Source organism: Pseudomonas sp. TH41 (assembly GCF_016650695.1).
GTDB lineage: Bacteria > Pseudomonadota > Gammaproteobacteria > Pseudomonadales > Pseudomonadaceae > Aquipseudomonas.
In genome coordinates this window covers 2,697,444-2,713,319 of record NZ_JAEKFH010000003.1, presented here as the reverse complement: position 1 = coordinate 2,713,319, position 15,876 = coordinate 2,697,444, and the positions used below count along the sequence as shown (strand labels likewise).

Annotated in this window: 9 protein-coding genes, 1 tRNA gene and 1 pseudogene; 7 read left to right on the top strand and 4 right to left on the bottom strand. The window is 58.5% G+C overall.

Going from position 1 to position 15,876, the window contains the following annotated elements; translation table 11 throughout:
* Positions 1-15: 15 nt before the first annotated feature.
* On the bottom strand, positions 16-1,041 hold the full coding sequence (tsaD, locus tag JFU37_RS15000) for a tRNA (adenosine(37)-N6)-threonylcarbamoyltransferase complex transferase subunit TsaD (RefSeq protein ID WP_201116005.1): 1,026 nt from the start codon (positions 1,039-1,041) through the stop codon (positions 16-18).
* A 199-nt stretch (positions 1,042-1,240) separates the two neighbouring features.
* Here tsaD and rpsU point away from each other — a divergent pair, with 199 nt between their 5' ends.
* From rpsU to JFU37_RS14975, 5 genes are all read left to right on the top strand, one after another.
* A complete protein-coding gene (gene rpsU / locus JFU37_RS14995) occupies positions 1,241-1,456 on the top strand; it encodes a 30S ribosomal protein S21 (RefSeq protein ID WP_002551877.1) in 216 nt (71 codons plus the stop codon).
* 476 nt (positions 1,457-1,932) lie between these two features.
* A complete protein-coding gene (gene dnaG / locus JFU37_RS14990) occupies positions 1,933-3,900 on the top strand; it encodes a DNA primase (RefSeq protein WP_201116004.1) in 1,968 nt (655 codons plus the stop codon).
* A 67-nt stretch (positions 3,901-3,967) separates the two neighbouring features.
* Entirely contained in the window at positions 3,968-5,818 is a 1,851-nt protein-coding gene (gene rpoD / locus JFU37_RS14985) for an RNA polymerase sigma factor RpoD (RefSeq protein ID WP_201116003.1), read from the top strand.
* 122 nt (positions 5,819-5,940) lie between these two features.
* Positions 5,941-9,687, top strand: coding sequence for a bifunctional diguanylate cyclase/phosphodiesterase (locus tag JFU37_RS14980; RefSeq protein ID WP_201116002.1), 3,747 nt, complete (start codon positions 5,941-5,943; stop codon positions 9,685-9,687).
* A 15-nt stretch (positions 9,688-9,702) separates the two neighbouring features.
* Positions 9,703-9,779, top strand: a tRNA-Ile gene (locus tag JFU37_RS14975).
* 70 nt (positions 9,780-9,849) lie between these two features.
* Here the strand turns inward: JFU37_RS14975 and JFU37_RS14970 are convergent.
* From JFU37_RS14970 to JFU37_RS14960, 3 genes and pseudogenes are all read right to left on the bottom strand, one after another.
* A complete protein-coding gene (locus tag JFU37_RS14970; protein ID WP_201116001.1) occupies positions 9,850-10,155 on the bottom strand; it encodes an XRE family transcriptional regulator in 306 nt (101 codons plus the stop codon).
* A pseudogene (locus JFU37_RS14965) lies at positions 10,148-10,512 on the bottom strand (type II toxin-antitoxin system RelE/ParE family toxin). Before JFU37_RS14965 ends, JFU37_RS14970 begins: the two are co-directional and overlap by 8 nt.
* 424 nt (positions 10,513-10,936) lie before the next feature.
* Positions 10,937-13,291, bottom strand: a complete 2,355-nt coding sequence (locus tag JFU37_RS14960) for a glucose/quinate/shikimate family membrane-bound PQQ-dependent dehydrogenase (protein ID WP_201116000.1) — start codon at positions 13,289-13,291, stop codon at positions 10,937-10,939.
* 176 nt (positions 13,292-13,467) lie between these two features.
* On the opposite strand from JFU37_RS14960, the gene JFU37_RS14955 reads away from it, so the two are divergent.
* Together JFU37_RS14955 and JFU37_RS14950 are read left to right on the top strand one after the other, a co-directional pair.
* Positions 13,468-13,929 carry an Lrp/AsnC family transcriptional regulator gene (locus tag JFU37_RS14955; RefSeq protein WP_007904219.1) on the top strand — a complete coding sequence of 154 codons (462 nt, stop codon included), beginning with the start codon at positions 13,468-13,470 and terminating at the stop codon, positions 13,927-13,929.
* Between the two features lie 260 nt (positions 13,930-14,189).
* Positions 14,190-15,872, top strand: coding sequence for a flavin monoamine oxidase family protein (locus JFU37_RS14950; protein WP_201115999.1), 1,683 nt, complete (start codon positions 14,190-14,192; stop codon positions 15,870-15,872).
* Positions 15,873-15,876: the final 4 nt, after the last annotated feature.

Sequence of the window (15,876 nt, the reverse complement as noted above, 5' to 3'; positions counted from 1 at the left end):
CGTGAGCGCCGCTCATCACAGCCCTGACAACTGCTCCATCGGCCAACGCGCCTGCACGCTGATCGCCAGGCTTTCGTGTTGACCGGCCTGTAGGCGCTGGCAGCCGGCAAACGCAATCATCGCGCCATTATCGGTGCAAAACTCCGGACGGGCGTAAAACACATCGCCTTTCATGTCGCCAAGCATTTTTTCCAGCGAAGACCGCAACGCCTTGTTGGCGCTAACGCCCCCAGCGATCACCAGACGCTTCATACCGGCCTGTTTCAGGGCACGCTTGCACTTGATGGTCAAAGTCTCCACCACGGCCTGCTGGAACGCCAGCGAGATGTCGCAACGGGCTTGATCGCTGTCGTCCCCGGCGCTGACGCACTGCTGCCAAGTATTCAGCGCGAAGGTTTTCAAGCCACTGAAGCTGAAAGCCAGCCCCGGACGGTCGCACATCGGACGCGGGAAGAGGAAACGTCCTGCAACGCCCTGCTCCGCCAGCCGAGCGATTTCCGGCCCACCCGGGTAATTGAGGCCCATCATCTTCGCTGTTTTGTCGAACGCTTCACCGGCGGCATCGTCGAGGGTCTCGCCCAAGAGCGTGTATTGACCGATCCCGTCGACCTGAACCAGCTGTGTATGACCACCCGACACCAACAAAGCGACGAACGGAAATTCCGGCGGTTGCGGCTCCAGCATCGGCGCCAGCAAGTGACCTTCCATGTGGTGCACACCCAAGGCCGGAATGCCCCAGGCAAAGGCCAGTGCTTGAGCGCAGGAGGCGCCCACAAGCAGGGCACCGACCAGGCCAGGACCCGCGGTGTAGGCGATGGCGTCGATCTCGGTAGGCACACAGTCAGCCTCGGCCAACACCTGACGAATCAAGGGCAGCATGCGCTTTACATGATCGCGCGAGGCCAGCTCCGGCACCACACCGCCATAGGCACGGTGCAGGTCGATCTGGCTGAACAGCGCGTCGGCCAGCAGGCCGCGTTCACTGTCGTAAAGTGCGACACCGGTTTCGTCGCAGGAGGTTTCTAATCCCAGTACTAGCATGGGTTTGCGCCTTGTTTAGGCTGAATTCGAAGGCGCGCATAATAGTCGCCACGTGATGCCCCGACCAGCGGTTTTCGATCAGAGGCTTTGCATTCCGAGCGATGAGGGGTTAACATCCGCAACCCTTAAAAACCGACGTCTTCAAGTGCTCTTTTGCCACGAGGATGTTGACCCCGGTAATGAATGAAGGTAGCTCTGGATGCCAGCCGTCAAAGTAAAAGAGAACGAACCCTTCGACGTAGCTCTGCGTCGTTTCAAGCGCTCCTGCGAAAAAGCCGGTGTACTGGCTGAAGTTCGTAGCCGCGAATTCTACGAGAAGCCGACTTCTGAGCGTAAGCGCAAAGCAGCAGCCGCTGTTAAGCGTCACGCCAAGAAAGTTCAGCGCGAACAGCGCCGCGCCGTTCGTCTGTACTAATACACAGACGTTCGTAGCAAGCTTCTGCCAAGCCCGGCCCTCAGCCGGGCTAATGGCATTTGCGGAATACGCTTGATGCTTCATCGTCAAAGCCGCAGACGCGACTGAGACAAATCTGCTTCACAGCGTCAGACCTGGCTCTTTTGCCAGCGGTGCACGTCTTTTCTGACGAGCCTTCCAAGGCTACTGACGAGCACACCCACTGATTCCTCTCACGACGATCAGCCCAAGGCACCTTCTTGCGTGCCCGCTTATTGAGCTATCCGGGGCCATCGACTGGCCGTAGCGGACTCAGCGAAACACTTTCAAATAGTCGAATACTGAATGTGATTAACGTCAGTGGATTTTCGGCAGATACACTTCCCGACAGCGATAACGCAGACGACACTGGTCGAGCCGCACATTTTGCGTGCCTCAAACAACGACCCGCGTATGGCCGCCTTCGTTTCGGGCCCATTTCAGATGACGAGAACGCCATGGCCGGGCTAATTCCCCAGAGCTTCATTGACGACCTTCTGAACCGCACCGACATCGTCGATGTGGTCAGCTCGCGCCTGCAAATGAAAAAAGCCGGCAAGAATTACACTGCCTGCTGCCCGTTTCACAAAGAAAAAACCCCTTCCTTCAGCGTCAGCCCCGACAAACAGTTCTATTACTGCTTCGGTTGCGGCGCTGGCGGTAACGCCCTCGGCTTCATGATGGACCACGACAACCTGGATTTCATCCAGGCTGTCGAAGAACTGGCCAAAGCCGCTGGCATGGAAATCCCCCGCGAAGAAAGCGGCCGACCGCACAAACCGCGGCAGCCGACCGATTCGCCCTTGTACCCGCTGCTCACCGCCGCCGCCGACTTTTACCGTCAGGCACTGAAAAGCCACCCATCGCGCAAAGCCGCTGTGGATTACTTGAAAGGTCGCGGGCTGACGGGCGAAATCGCTCGAGACTTTGGCCTCGGCTTCGCTCCACCCGGCTGGGACAATCTGTTCAAGCACTTGAGCAGCGACACCCTGCAACAAAAAGCCATGGTCGATGCCGGCCTGCTCATCGAGAACGCCGAAACCGGCAAACGCTATGATCGCTTTCGCGACCGCGTAATGTTCCCGATCCGCGACAGTCGCGGGCGCATCATTGCTTTCGGCGGTCGGGTACTGGGCGACGACAAACCGAAATACCTGAACTCACCGGAAACCCCGGTATTCCATAAGGGCCAGGAACTCTACGGTCTTTATGAAGCACGCAAAAACAACCGTAACCTCGATGAAATTATCGTCGTCGAAGGCTACATGGACGTCATCGCGCTCGCCCAGCAAGGCCTGCGAAACGCTGTCGCCACGCTAGGTACAGCCACCAGCGAAGAGCACTTGAAGCGACTGTTTCGCGTCGTGCCCAACGTGCTGTTCTGTTTCGATGGCGATCAGGCCGGCCGCAACGCCGCCTGGCGCGCGCTGGAAGCTACCCTTCCCTGCTTGCAAGACGGGCGACGGGCACGCTTCCTGTTCCTGCCCGAGGGCGAAGACCCGGATACACTGGTCCGCTCCGAAGGTACCGATGCTTTTCGCGCGCGAATCAACCAGCACGCGCAGCCGCTGGCCGATTATTTTTTTCAGCAACTGACCGAGGAATCGGATCCGCGCTCGCTCGAAGGCAAGGCCCACATGGCCACCCTCGCTGCGCCGTTGATCGACAAGGTTCCCGGCGCAAACCTGCGCATCCTGATGCGTCAGCGCCTGACTGAAATCACCGGCCTCAGCGGTGAAGCCGTCAGCCAACTGGTGCAAAGCGCGCCCCAGGAAGCCCCTCCGGCTTACGATCCAGGCATCGATTACGACGCCATGCCGGATTACAGCGACTACCATCAGCCGCAGGCACAAGAGATGTATGTGCCGCAGCAGGAATGGACGCCGAAAAAGCCTGGCGCTGGCGGCAAAAAATGGGACAAGAAACCCTGGGACAAGAATGGCAAGCGCGGCGGCGATCGTGATCAACCCCGCGCGCCACGGGTGCCGGCCGCTGTAGAACCGCCCACCCTGGCCGCCTTGCGCACCTTGCTGCATCACCCGCAACTGGCCGAAAAAGTCGAGGATGCCGGGCACTTCGCCGCCGAGGACCATACCAACACTCAGCTGCTGGTGGCACTGCTCGAAGCCGTACAGAAGAATCCCAAGCTAAACTCATTTCAGTTGATTGCACGCTGGCACGGTACGGAGCAAGGACGTTTGCTCAAGGCGCTGGCGGAAAAGGAATGGCTGATTGATGGAGATAACCTTGAACAACAGTTTTTCGACACCATTACTAGCTTGTCAGCCCGCCAACGCGAGCGAAACCTGGAACAACTTCTCAGGAAAGCACGTCAAAGTGAACTGAGTACCGAAGAGAAAAATGAACTGCGCGACCTTTTAAGTCGCAATGTTTCCGCATCAAGCCCGACCTCAACTGGCGCGTGAGGTCATAGCTCAGGTATAATCCTCGGCTTGTTTTTTGCCCGCCAAGACCTTCAGTGGATAGGGTGTTATGTCCGGAAAAGCGCAACAGCAGTCTCGTATCAAAGAGTTGATCACACTTGGTCGTGAGCAGGGTTACCTGACTTACGCGGAGGTCAACGACCACCTGCCGGAGGATATTTCAGATCCGGAACAGGTGGAAGACATCATCCGCATGATCAATGACATGGGGATCAACGTATTCGAGGTTGCGCCAGATAAGGATTCCCTTATGCTGGCCGACGCCGATACCGACGAAGCCGCGGCCGAAGAGGCAGCAGCAGCGTTGGCAGCGGTCGAGACCGACATTGGTCGCACCACCGACCCAGTGCGCATGTACATGCGTGAAATGGGTACGGTAGAGCTCCTCACACGTGAAGGCGAAATCGAAATCGCCAAACGTATTGAAGAGGGCATCCGTGAAGTGATGGGCGCAATCGCGCACTTCCCTGGCACGGTTGATCATATTCTCTCCGAATACACTCGCGTCACCACCGAAGGTGGCCGCCTGTCCGACGTCCTGAGCGGTTATATCGACCCGGACGACGGCATTGCGCCACCTGCTGCCGAAGTGCCACCGCCTGTCGATCCGAAAGCCGTGAAAGCGGATGACGACACCGACGACGATGACGCCGAAGCATCGACTGATGACGAAGAAGAAGCCGAAAGCGGTCCGGATCCGGTCATCGCAGCACAGCGTTTTGGCGCTGTCTCCGATCAGATGGAAATCACCCGCAAGGCGCTGAAAAAGCACGGTCGTGGCAACAAGCTGGCTATCGCCGAGCTGTTGGCCCTGGCAGAGCTGTTCATGCCAATCAAACTGGTGCCGAAGCAATTCGAAGGCCTGGTTGAGCGTGTTCGCAGTGCCCTGGATCGTTTGCGTCAGCAAGAGCGCGCAATCATGCAGCTCTGCGTTCGTGATGCCCGCATGCCGCGTGCCGACTTCCTGCGCCAGTTCCCGGGCAACGAAGTCGACGAAAGCTGGACCGATGCACTGGCCAAAGGCAAAGGCAAATACGCTGAAGCCATTGGTCGCCTGCAGCCGGACATCATTCGTTGCCAGCAGAAGCTGACCGCGCTGCAAACCGAAACCGGTTTGACGATCGCCGAGATCAAGGACATCAACCGTCGCATGTCGATCGGTGAGGCCAAGGCCCGCCGCGCGAAGAAAGAGATGGTTGAAGCGAACTTGCGTCTGGTGATCTCCATCGCCAAGAAGTACACCAACCGTGGCCTGCAATTCCTCGATCTGATCCAGGAAGGCAACATTGGCTTGATGAAAGCGGTAGACAAGTTCGAATACCGCCGCGGCTACAAATTCTCGACTTATGCCACCTGGTGGATCCGTCAGGCGATCACTCGCTCGATCGCCGACCAGGCCCGCACCATCCGTATTCCGGTGCACATGATCGAGACGATCAACAAGCTCAACCGTATTTCCCGTCAGATGTTGCAGGAAATGGGTCGCGAACCGACCCCGGAAGAGCTGGGCGAACGCATGGAAATGCCTGAGGACAAGATCCGCAAGGTATTGAAGATCGCTAAAGAGCCGATCTCCATGGAAACCCCGATCGGTGATGACGAAGACTCCCACCTGGGTGACTTCATCGAAGACTCGACCATGCAGTCGCCAATCGATGTCGCCACTGTTGAGAGCCTTAAAGAAGCGACTCGCGAAGTTCTGTCCGGCCTCACTGCCCGTGAAGCCAAGGTTCTGCGCATGCGCTTCGGTATCGACATGAATACCGACCACACCCTTGAGGAGGTTGGTAAGCAGTTCGACGTGACCCGTGAACGGATTCGTCAGATCGAAGCCAAGGCGTTGCGCAAGCTGCGCCACCCGACGAGAAGCGAGCACTTGCGCTCCTTCCTCGACGAGTAATAACAAAACCCCCGGCCCAGGCCGGGGGTTTTGCTTTATGCAGATTAAATCCCTCGCACGCCCCCCTCCGCCGAATTGCCCGTCTACACTCGAAACATTCCCCGAGCCATAACGAGACCGTTATGCCCAGACTGCCGACCGTGCTTTTTTTACTGTCGCTGATGACCTGGACCGCAACGGCTGGCGCGCTGACTCTGACCGACGATGAACGTAGCTGGCTGACAGCCCACCCGGACTTACGCCTGGGTGTCGATGCGTCGTGGCCACCCTTTGAGTTTCGCGACGAACAGGGGCGCTATCAGGGCCTTGCAGCGGACTATATCGACCTGATCCGTCGGCGCCTGGCCATCAAGCTCACACCTATCGAGCCGGTCAGCTGGACGGTCGTCCTGGAGCAAGCCAAACAAGCGAAGCTGGACCTGTTGCCGGGCATCATGTCGACCCCTGAGCGCCAGTCTTACTTGTCATTCACCCGTCCCTACCTGGACTTTCCGATTGTCATTCTTGCTCATGTCGGTGGCCCCCAGCCGCGCAAACTCGAAGACCTGTATGGCTTGAAAATCGCCGTGGTGGAAAACTACGCGCCCCACGAACTGTTGCGCACCCACAACCCCGACCTGAACCTGGTGGCGATGCCGAACGTCACGTCAGCGTTGCAAGCATTGGCAACCGATGAAGTGGACGCCGTGGTTGGCGATCTCGCCTCCAGCGTCTGGAGCTTGCGACAGCTCAAGCTGGACGGGCTCTATGTCAGCGGCGAAACCCCCTATCGCTATCAACTGGCCATGGGCGTACCGAAGAGCAACAAGATGCTGGTCGGTATCCTCGACAAAGTCCTCGCAGACATGAGCCCAAGTGAAATCAGCGCGATCCAGGAGCACTGGGTCGGCAACGTGCTCGATCATCGAACGTTCTGGTCCGATCTGCTGGTTTACGGCCTGCCGGGAATGTTGCTGCTGATCACCGTATTGGCGGTGGTCATCCGGATCAACCGTCGATTGAGCTCTGAAATCGCCCGCCGGGTGGACCTGGAACAGGAGCTGCGCAGCAGCGAATATCATTATCGCGGGCTGGTGGAGAGCCTTTCGGCTATTGCCTGGGAAGCGCGAATCACCGATTTCACTTACAGCTATGTGTCGCCCCATGCCGAGGATTTGCTCGGATACCCGCTGTCTCATTGGCTGATTCCGGGCTTCTGGCGCAACATCATTCACCCCGCCGACCTGACCCGTGCCCAGACTTTCTGCGACCACGAAGTATTGGCCGGCCGCGATCACAGCCTCGATTACCGAGTCATCACGGCCGATGGGCGCTGCATTTGGGTACGTGACATCGTCAGCCTGATCGAACACGGAAATGAACCGGTGTTGCGCGGGCTGATGATCGACATCAGCGAAGCCAAGCGCACCGAAGAAGCGCTGCGCCTGTCAGAGCAGAAGTTCGCATCGGTTTTCCAGCAATGCCCAGACCTTCTGGTCATCGCGCGACTCTCCGATGGCTGCCTGCTGGAGGTCAATAAAGCATTTGAAGAACAGATTGGACTCAAGGCCGAAGACGTCATCGGGCAGACCGCCACCGACCTGAACATCTGGGGCATACCCGGTGTAGGGCCGGGCTTATTACAGCGATTGCAGGCCGGCAGCATCCGCAACCTGGAGATGCCCTTTCGTCGCAGCAACGGGCAGGTATTTACCGGCCTCATCTCCGCTGAACCGTTCGATCTCGATACCACGCCGGCGCTGGTGGTGGTCGTACGAGACATCAGCCAGCTCAAGGAAACCCAGCAGCAACTGCAAACCTCCGAAGAGAAATTCGCCAAGGCCTTCCATGCCTCTCCCGATGGCTTGTTGCTGTCCCGGCAGAGCGACGGTCTGCTGCTGGAAGTCAACGAGGGCTTCAGTCGCATCACCGGTTTCAACAGCGCCATGTCTGTCGATCGCTCGGCGCTGGACCTGGGGATCTGGGTCAACCTCAACGAACGCAAACAGATGCTCGACCTGCTGCACCGGGACGGCTTCGTCCGCGACTTCACTTGCCATATACGCCGCAGCGACGGGCAGATTCGCCTCTGCGAAGTGTCCAGCCGTCCGCTGCCGATCGGCGAGGAAGACTGCATGCTGACCATCGCCCGCGACATCACCGAGCGACACCTGATGCAGGAGAAGCTGCAGCAAGCCGCCACGGTGTTCGAGAGCACGGCCGAGGGCGTCTTGATCACCGACACTCAACAGCACATCAGCGCGGTGAACCGCGCGTTTACCGAAATCACCGGCTACAGCGAGAGCGAAGCACTGGGCCACACCCCTCGTCTGCTCGCTTCGGGCCTGCATGACAGCGCGTTCTACGCGGCCATGTGGCATCAACTGACCGCCGAAGGCCATTGGCAGGGCGAAATTTCCAACCGGCGCAAGAATGGCGAACTCTATCCGAGCTGGCTGACCATCAGCGCGGTGCGCAACCGCGACAAGTTCATCACCCACTTTGTCGCCGTGTTCGCGGACATTTCCAGCCTCAAGCACGCCCAGGCGAAACTCGATTATCAAGCCCACCACGATCCGTTGACCGGCCTGCCAAACCGCACGCTGTTCGAGAGTCGATTGCTGACTGCACTCAATAACCAGCAGGAAAACGGTGGCCAGGGCGCAGTGCTGTTCCTCGACCTGGACCGTTTCAAGCACATCAACGACAGTCTCGGCCATCCGGTCGGCGACTTGCTGCTCAAGGGCATTGCCGTACGCCTCAAGGAGCAGCTACGCGACATCGACACCGTGGCGCGTCTGGGCGGCGACGAGTTCATCATCCTGCTGCCCGGCCTGCAACAGTCCAGCGATGCCGACAACATCGCGACTAAGTTACTCAATTGCTTCGGCGCGCCATTCCAGGCCGGCGAACACGAGTTTTTCATCAGCGCCAGCATCGGCACCAGTCTCTATCCCAAGGACGGGATCGATGTCGCCACACTGGTCAAGAACGCCGACGCGGCGATGTATCGCTCCAAGGCCAAGGGCCGCAACCGGGTCGAAAGCTATACCCGTGACCTCACCGCACAGGCCAGCGAGCGGGTGGCGCTGGAACATGAACTGCGACGCGCCATCGAGCGCGATGAGTTGCACCTGCACTACCAACCAAAAATCAGCCTCGAAGACAATCGCCTGGTCGGCGCAGAAGCGCTTATTCGCTGGCGTCACCCGACCTTTGGCGATGTTCCGCCGGAACACTTCATCCCGCTGGCCGAAGAAAATGGCATGATTCTGCAAATCGGCGACTGGGTTCTCGAGACGGCCTGCCGGCAGATGTTCGAATGGAATCAGCTCTACGAATGCCTCGGCCCACTGTCGGTCAACCTCGCGGGCGCACAGTTGCGCCAGCCGAACTTGCTCGTGCGGATCGAACAGTTGCTCAGGGACAACCGACTCAAGCCCGGCTTCCTGCAACTGGAAATCACCGAAAACTTCATCATGAGCCAGGCCGAAGAAGCGCTGGCGGTGCTGCATCAACTCAAACGCCTGGGCGTGCAATTGGCGATCGACGATTTCGGTACCGGCTACTCATCCCTGAGTTACCTCAAACGCCTTCCACTGGACATTCTCAAGATCGACCAGTCTTTCGTCCGTGGCTTGCCGGATGACCCCCATGATGCGGCGATCGTCCGCGCCATTATCGCCTTGGGCCGCAGCATGCAATTTACCGTGATTGCCGAGGGCGTTGAGACCCAGGCGCAGCAGGAATTTCTGGCCATGGAAGGGTGCGAGCAGATCCAGGGCTACATCGTCAGCCTGCCCTTGCCACCGGAAGAATTCGCCGCGACGTTTCTTCGTATAGCTGTTTCAGACTTTTCGGATAGCACAGCCGAGAAACCATCGCTATAATCCGCGGCCTACTGAGGGCCTATAGCTCAGTTGGTTAGAGCAGAGGACTCATAATCCTTTGGTCCACGGTTCAAGTCCGTGTGGGCCCACCAAACAAGAAAGCCGCGCAATGCGCGGCTTTTTCGTGTCAGCTAGTTTTTGTAGAACTATTTTGTGCATCTCTCAGTTCGCAAAGTTCTCGATCTTTACCTGTCCCTCAGGAAAGGTAGCGATGATTTCCAGCTCGCCCCCCATTGCGCGTATGTAGTTGCGCAAAGTGCTGATGTACATGTCGGTGCGTCGCTCCATCTTGGAAATTGCCGCCTGATTGACATGCAGCGTCTTGGCCAGCGTTTCTTGGCTCAATGCCTGAGCCTGGCGCAACTCGTGTAACGGCATTTCCGCCCGCAGTTTCTGAAACAACGCGTCGACACGCTCTTGGGATTCAGGAGAGCGCCGCGCCACCAAATCAGCGAATTTTTTAGCCATTCTCATAGCCCTCTTTCTTCAATGTTTCCAAATGCTCGTCGTACAGACGTTCGGCTAGCGGTACAGACTCCAGATACCAACGATCCTGACCAGTTTTGTCACCGCCGATCAGCAGGATCGCGCAGCGTCGTGGATCAAAGGCATACAGCACACGGTAAGGCCTGCCAGCGTGTTGCACTCGCAACTCACGGAGGCTGCCATGCCGCGACCCCTTGATATCGCTGGTGTGCGGAAAACCCAAATGTGGTCCGTCATCGCCCAGCAACATGACCGTGACCTGGACCGAGTCCTGCTCAGCATCATTGAGGCGATCCACCAGGCCTCAAACTCATCGGTATATTCAACGTCCCACTTCATACAAATATGCCACCAAAGGAATATAACCTCAAAGGAATAAACGTATGAGCTCCAAGGGCCGTTCGACTACCCTGATTCCAGTGACAATTGTTAACGATGATTTCGGCAGATCGTTTACCCATCGCCAATCGCTCGAAAAGTAACCGTGACAGCGCGGGGGGTAGGCGTTTGACTCAACTGCTCAGTAACTCCAGCGTTTTGTAAAATCACTCGCTGTATTTAGTTACGTTTACTTAAGGTGTCGCAATATCGGATGGCGACAAGGATTTGTTGAACGTCGTATGCTTGCTCATGGCCTCGCCCTCGCTGTCGTTGGCTTTCATAGAATGCCACCGTGGCGCATAGACGCCTCGGCTTGGGCGAGTCCATTCAATTACAGATCGCATTACGGCTTAACTGATCGGCATTACCTGCAATTCAGCCTTTACTTGGGCAACGCATACGCAATCACGTAGTCCCCACGATCCGGCGACTGGCGTGCACCACCCACCGTCAGCAGGATGTACTGCTTGCCGGTTTTCGGCGACACATAGGTCATCGGCCCGGACTGACTGCCTACCGGCAACCGAGCTTTCCAGATTTCATTACCGTTGCCAGTATCAAACGCACGCAGGTAGAAATCCTGAGTCCCGGCGAAGAACAGCAGACCGGACTGGGTAGCCAGGGAAGCGCCGAGGGTCGGCATGCCGATCGGGATCGGCAAGTGCATGCGGATACCCAACGGACCAGTGTCCTGCACCGTGCCGACCGGAACCTGCCACATCAGTTTGTGGGTTTTGAGGTCAATGGCGGACAGGGTGCCGAACGGTGGCTTCTGGCAGGGAATGCCGGCCGCCGAGAGGAAGCGCTCGCGCATCGCACCGAACGGCGTGCCTTCCTGCGGAACCACGCCCATTTCGATACCACTGGCCCCGGCGGCGATCTTGTCACGCGGGATCATGTAGTTGGCCAGGCCCAGGCGCATGTCATTGACGAACATGTAGTTCGTGTTCGGGTCCACCGAGACGCTGCCCCAGTTCATGCCACCCAACGACCCCGGGAACTGCAACGCGCGGTCAAGGCCTGGCGGGGTGTAGACGCCTTCGTGGCGCATGCCTTTGAACTGAATCCGGCACATCAACTGATCGAACGGCGTGGCGCCCCACATGTCGGATTCGGTCAGGGTCTTGTTACCGATTGACGGCATGTCTACCGAGAACGGCTGGGTCGGCGAATAGCGTTCGCCAGGCACGTTGCCCTGCGGTACAGGACGCTCTTCGACACGCGCGATCGGCACGCCGGTTTCACGGTTGAGCAGGAAAATTTCACCCTGTTTGGTCACTTGCGCCAAGGCCGGTTGCAGGCCGCCCTTGTCGTCCGGCACGTCGTACAGCAGCGGCTGCGCCGGCAGGTCGAAGTCCCACAGGTCGTGGTGAGTGGTCTGGAAGTGCCAGCGCACCTGACCGGTCTTCACGTCGATGGCGACGATGGACGAATTCCACTTGTCATCGAATGCCGTGCGCTGGCCGCCGAAAAAGTCCGGGGTGGCGTTGCCGGTTGGCAGGTACACCAGACCCAGTTTGGCGTCGTAGGACATGGCCGACCACACATTCGGCGTGCCACGGGTATAGGTTTCACCGGCCGGCGGACGTTTGGTGGTGTTCGGGTTGCCCGGATCCCACGCCCACACCAACTCGCCGCTACGCACGTCATAGGCGCGGACGACGCCCGGTGGTTCGCCGGTGGAGTAATTATCGGCTACACGACCGCCGACGATCACTACGTTGCCTGCGACCAGAGGGGTCGACGTCTGCTGGTAGTAACCCGGCTTGATTTCGCCCATGTCGATTTTCAGGTCGACGGTGTCCTTGGCGCCAAACTCTTCGCACGGTTTGCCGGTTTCAGCATTGATCGCGATCAGTCGCGCATCGCCCGTCGGTAGAAACAGACGTTTCGTACAGGCTGTCGCCTTGCTGCCCAAGGAGACGGGGACTTCGGAATAACCCAGTCCACGGCAGCGTTGCCAGTTTGGCGCGGAGCCTTGCGGGTCGAACTTCCAGCGCTGAGCGCCGGTATCGGCGTCGAGGGCGAAGACTTTGCCGTAGGCCGTGCAGGTGTAGACCGTGTCGCCGATTTGCAGCGGCGTGTTTTGGTCTTCAGCACCAGCACCGTTGCTTTGCGGGATGTCGCCGGTGCGGAAGGTCCACGCGACTTGCAACGTGTTGATATTGCCCTTGTTGATCTGCTCCAGCGCGGCGAAGCGGTTGCCGGCGGTGGTATTGCCCCAATGGGCCCAGTCTTTCTGTTCGGTGCCTGGTGCGACCGGAGTCACAAGCGGTTCACTGCTGGCCTTGACCACAGGGGTCGGCACAAACATGTAGGCCAGCGTGGCGACAACGCCGACGCCCAAAATACCGGCGAGGCCATAAGCACCACGGCCCGCCGTCGCGCCCGAAGCACGTACCAGCGTCGGGTAGATCAGTGCGACAACCAGGCCGATCACGGCAAAGGTCAGCACGCGCGAAACCAGCGGCCAGTATTCGAACCCGGCGTCCCATACCGCCCAGATCGCGGTCAGGATCAACGCTGCGCCATACAGCCATGCGCCTTGCGGTTTACGACGGGCGATCATCAGCCCGGACACCAGCATCGCCAGGCCCATCAGCAGGAAATACCAGCTGCCTCCCAGTGAAACGAGGTAACCACCGCCACCGGCCAGACCGAGTCCGATTAATGCAATCAGGACACCCAGCCCCAACAGCCACCCTTTGCCGCCGCCAGCAGCCCCATAATTATTCATGTCGGAAGTTTTCCCCATTTGTGACAAGCGCGGGATAATGTACTACCTAGTTACTTATGGCAATTTATCGCAGGCAAACAATGGCATGAGCGGTACTGAGACTAGATCAAACATCCGCTATATGGGCTGTGCCTGTAACATGCTGACCCATTGAACTGTGCTACCGGAGACAACCTTTGCCTGACACTCGCCCGCCCGCGCTTGACGAAATCGACCGCCAATTGATTGCGGCCCTGCAGATCAATGCTCGCGAAAGCGTGGCCATGCTCGCCCGGCAACTGGGCATCGCCCGCACTACCGTCACGTCGCGGCTGGCACGGCTGGAAAAAGCCAAGGTGATCACCGGTTACGGCGTGCGTTTGGGTCAGCGCGTGGTGGATGGCGGCTTGCAGGCGTACGTCGGAATCACCGTACAGCCGCGCTCCGGCAAGGAAGTGCTGCGGCGCCTCAGTGCGATGGCGCAGGTCCAGCAGTTGTGTGCCGTCAGTGGCGAATTTGATTATGTGGCGTGGTTGCGTACGGACTCGCCAGAGCAGCTGGATCAGTTGCTGGATCAGATCGGCAGTGTGGATGGGGTGGAGAAGACCACGACGTCGATCATCCTCAGCAGCAAGATTGATCGCGGGCAGCCGGTTTAAGCGCAATCCAGTTTGGGAGCGGGCTTGCTCGCGAAGGCGGTGTGTCAGTCAGCTTCAATGTTCACTGACACACCGCCTTCGCGAGCAAGCCCGCTCCCACATTGAACAGTGTGTATCGACAGATCGTCACATTGATCAAGTAACTGGCAAAACGACGACACATTGCGTCTTATTAACGTGTTCTACGCTCTCTAGAATGGCTGCCATCATTTCCTATACTCAGACGCGCATCCCGCGTCCGGTCGCCAGCAAGGTCAGCCATGAACAAGAACAATCGCCATCCTGCAGACGGTAAAAAACCAGTCACCATTTTCGGCCCGGACTTTCCTTTCGCCTTCGACGACTGGATCGAACACCCGGCTGGCCTCGGCAGTATTCCTGCGCACAACCACGGCGCCGAAGTGGCGATCGTCGGCGCAGGTATCGCCGGCTTGGTGGCCGCCTACGAATTGATGAAACTGGGCCTCAAGCCCGTCGTCTACGAAGCCTCGAAAATGGGTGGCCGTCTGCGCTCCCAGGCATTCAATGGTGCCGATGGCATCATCGCCGAGCTCGGCGGGATGCGTTTCCCGGTGTCGTCCACGGCGTTTTATCACTACGTCGACAAGCTCGGCCTCGAAACCAAACCTTTTCCTAACCCGCTGACACCTGCTTCCGGCAGCACCGTCATCGATCTGGAAGGCAAGACCCATTACGCACAGAAACTGGCAGATCTTCCTGCACTGTTCCAGGAAGTGGCTGACGCGTGGGCAGACGCACTGGAAGCGGGTTCGCAGTTCTCCGACATCCAGCAAGCGATACGCGACCGCGACGTGCCACGCCTCAAGTCGTTGTGGAACACCCTGGTTCCGCTGTGGGACGACCGCACGTTCTACGACTTCGTTGCCACCTCCAAAGCTTTCGCCAAGCTCTCGTTCCATCACCGCGAAGTGTTCGGCCAGGTCGGTTTCGGCACCGGTGGCTGGGACTCGGACTTCCCGAACTCGATGCTGGAAATCTTCCGCGTGGTCATGACCAACTGCGATGACCATCAACACCTGGTTGTGGGTGGCGTGGAACAAGTTCCGCAGGGCATCTGGCGTCATGTTCCGGAACGCTGCGTACATTGGCCCGAAGGCACCAGCCTCAGTTCACTGCACAGGGGTGCCCCGCGCTCCGGCGTGAAGAAAATTGCCCACGCAGCGAATGGCCGCTTCGCGGTCACCGACAACTATGGCGACACACGCGAATACGCGGCGGTACTGACCACCTGCCAAAGCTGGCTGTTGACCACCCAGATTGAATGCGACGAAACCCTGTTCTCGCAAAAGATGTGGATGGCCCTGGACCGCACTCGCTACATGCAATCGTCGAAAACCTTCGTGATGGTCGACCGGCCATTCTGGAAGGACAAGGATCCGGAAACCGGCCGCGACCTGATGAGCATGACCCTCACCGATCGCCTGACCCGTGGCACTTATCTGTTCGACAATGGCGACGACAAGCCCGGCGTTATTTGCCTGTCGTACTCGTGGATGAGCGATGCGCTGAAAATGCTCCCGCACCCGGTTGAAAAGCGCGTGAAGCTGGCGCTGGATGCGCTGAAAAAGATCTACCCGAAAGTCGACATTGCCGCGCGAATCATCGGTGATCCGATCACCGTGTCCTGGGAAGCCGACCCGCATTTCCTCGGTGCTTTCAAAGGCGCCCTGCCCGGTCATTACCGTTATAACCAGCGTATGTACGCACACTTCATGCAGGACGATATGCCGGCCGAGCAGCGCGGGATTTTCATCGCCGGCGACGACGTTTCGTGGACGCCAGCCTGGGTTGAAGGTGCGGTACAGACTTCGCTGAACGCGGTGTGGGGCATCATGAAACACTTCGGCGGTGAAACTCACGCCGAGAACCCGGGCCCAGGAGATGTGTTCAACGAGATCGGTCCGATCGCCCTGCCCGAGTAAGAGG

Excerpts from the sequence above, each read along its gene's own strand:
- JFU37_RS14950 (WP_201115999.1), top strand. The coding sequence starts at position 14,190 with ATGAACAAGAACAATCGCCATCCTGCAGACGGTAAAAAACCAGTCACC.
- dnaG (WP_201116004.1), top strand. The coding sequence starts at position 1,933 with ATGGCCGGGCTAATTCCCCAGAGCTTCATTGACGACCTTCTGAACCGC.
- JFU37_RS14970 (WP_201116001.1), bottom strand. The coding sequence starts at position 10,155 with ATGGCTAAAAAATTCGCTGATTTGGTGGCGCGGCGCTCTCCTGAATCC.
- rpsU (WP_002551877.1), top strand. The coding sequence starts at position 1,241 with ATGCCAGCCGTCAAAGTAAAAGAGAACGAACCCTTCGACGTAGCTCTG.
- JFU37_RS14960 (WP_201116000.1), bottom strand. The coding sequence starts at position 13,291 with ATGAATAATTATGGGGCTGCTGGCGGCGGCAAAGGGTGGCTGTTGGGG.
- JFU37_RS14980 (WP_201116002.1), top strand. The coding sequence starts at position 5,941 with ATGCCCAGACTGCCGACCGTGCTTTTTTTACTGTCGCTGATGACCTGG.
- tsaD (WP_201116005.1), bottom strand. The coding sequence starts at position 1,041 with ATGCTAGTACTGGGATTAGAAACCTCCTGCGACGAAACCGGTGTCGCA.
- rpoD (WP_201116003.1), top strand. The coding sequence starts at position 3,968 with ATGTCCGGAAAAGCGCAACAGCAGTCTCGTATCAAAGAGTTGATCACA.